Below are 1965 nucleotides of genomic sequence, written 5' to 3' on the forward strand. Positions count from 1 at the left end.
GTAAACAACACAGCAAGCGGTATCCCTAACTGATCTGCATAGAATATGAACATTGCAATTGCCCTAAGCGTTTTCCCCCTCACGCACTTTTTATGAATTGCCCTGTTTTATAAAAAGCCTTGTTGCTTGGTTAATTCTTGCAATTTCTGGATATTTTGTTTCAACAGATGCCCCAATATGACATGGAGTATTAAAATAACCGGTATAAAGGCAAAAACACACACCGTTATGACTTCCAACCAGATAAAGACAGAAAAAAGGCTGTAATTCTCCCATTCTATGAATTCCCACTCGAGCAAGATTGGTATAAAGAAAATTTCTTTACACAACACAAAGATGACACAAATACAGAAGATAATTTTATAATCTCTCCACGAGAGAAAGACCTCTTCAAAAGGAAAAGACCGCAAGTCTTTATCAAGCTCCCAATTTTTTCCCTTCATTTGCTTCTCCCTGTTCTCATGAGAGCTTAGACTTGCAATGCCCCGCACAACTCCAAGCACTCATGCTTTTTTCACAAGCTCACCCAAGTAATGACACGACTTGCACACAGATGAAAAAACGCATAATGATCGTTTTAAAATATCAAAAAACACCAAGAAAACAAACCATTATATTTTTGAGATCTCTACCTCTCTGACGAGCTCTCTTGCTCCCCCAAGCAAGGCATATGTTTTTCATCCGCTCCGCCCCAGTAGCTAACATGGCTTGCACACAGATAAAACAAACCGTTATATTTTGAGAACTCTGTCTCTTTAACCAGCTCCCTTGCTCCACACCCCAAACACGCGTGTTTTTTTCACACGCACCACCCCAGCACCTGACACAACGTATACACAAAAGCATAAGGGTCACTTTAAAACATCAAAAAACACAAAACCAACTTCTATGCTGTAAGCTTACCCCTCTTTCTCCCATAACACAGCATTCTTTTATTGCACTGTTTCATTATCCAATCTTGTGGGAGGCAACCACTTGAGAAAAGAATGGTAGGATGCCCCCACCCTTGCGTGTCGTAAACAACACAGCAAGCGGTATCCCTAACTGATCTGCATAGAATATGAACATTGCAATTGCCCTAAGCGTTTTCCCCCTCACGCACTTTTTATGAATTGCCCTGTTTTATAAAAAGCCTTGTTGCTTGGTTAATTCTTGCAATTTCTGGATATTTTGTTTCAACAGATGCCCCAATATGACATGGAGTATTAAAATAACCGGTATAAAGGCAAAAACACACACCGTTATGACTTCCAACCAGACAAAGACAGAAAAAAGGCTGTAATCCTCCCACACGGTGAGTTCCCACTTAGCGAGAGTTGGCATAGAGAGAGCCATTTTGCCCAGTACAATAAGGACACAAATACAGAAGATAATTTTATAATCTCTCCACGAGAGAAACGCCTCTTCAAAAGAAAAAGACCGCAAGTCTTTATCAAGCTCCCAATTTTTTCCCTTCATTTGCTTCTCCCTGTTCTCATGAGAACTTTAATGATACTTCAAATGCCCAGCATACTCCAAAGATTTGTATAGCTTTCACACGCCCCACCCCAAGCAGTCATGCTTTTTCACGCATGCACCCCAGTACCTGACATAACGTGCAACAAAGGCATAAGGGTCGTTTTAAAACATCAAGAAACACAAAACCAACCGTTATATTTGGCAGCTCTCTACCTCTCTGACGAGCTCCCTTGCTCCACACCCCAAACACGCGTGTTTTTTCACACGCACCACCCCAGCACCTGACATAACGTGCACACAAAAGCATAAGGGTCATTCTTTTATTGCCCTGTTTCATTGTCCAACCTTGTGGGAAGCAACCCCTTGAGAAAAGAATAAGAAAGAGACTTTTTTCAACCGACAGGTAAAAAATATAAAGAGCCCCAACATAACTGGGATAAAGACAACAGCATACACAGCAAGAATTTTGAGCAACATAAAAACAGCAAAAAAATTGCTCTTCTTCCA

2 protein-coding genes are annotated in these 1965 nt (G+C 40.9%); both read right to left on the reverse strand.

The features are described from left to right. Window positions 1–107: 107 nt before the first annotated feature. Entirely contained in the window at window positions 108–443 is a 336-nt protein-coding gene (locus PVV68_RS10230) for a hypothetical protein (RefSeq protein WP_273722133.1), read from the reverse strand. A 679-nt stretch (window positions 444–1122) separates the two neighbouring features. After that, window positions 1123–1458 carry a hypothetical protein gene (locus PVV68_RS10235; RefSeq protein WP_273783020.1) on the reverse strand — a complete coding sequence of 112 codons (336 nt, stop codon included), beginning with the start codon at window positions 1456–1458 and terminating at the stop codon, window positions 1123–1125. Window positions 1459–1965 lie beyond the last annotated feature (507 nt).

The organism is Bartonella sp. ML69XJBT (assembly GCF_028618515.1).
Taxonomy (GTDB): Bacteria; Pseudomonadota; Alphaproteobacteria; order Rhizobiales; family Rhizobiaceae; genus Bartonella.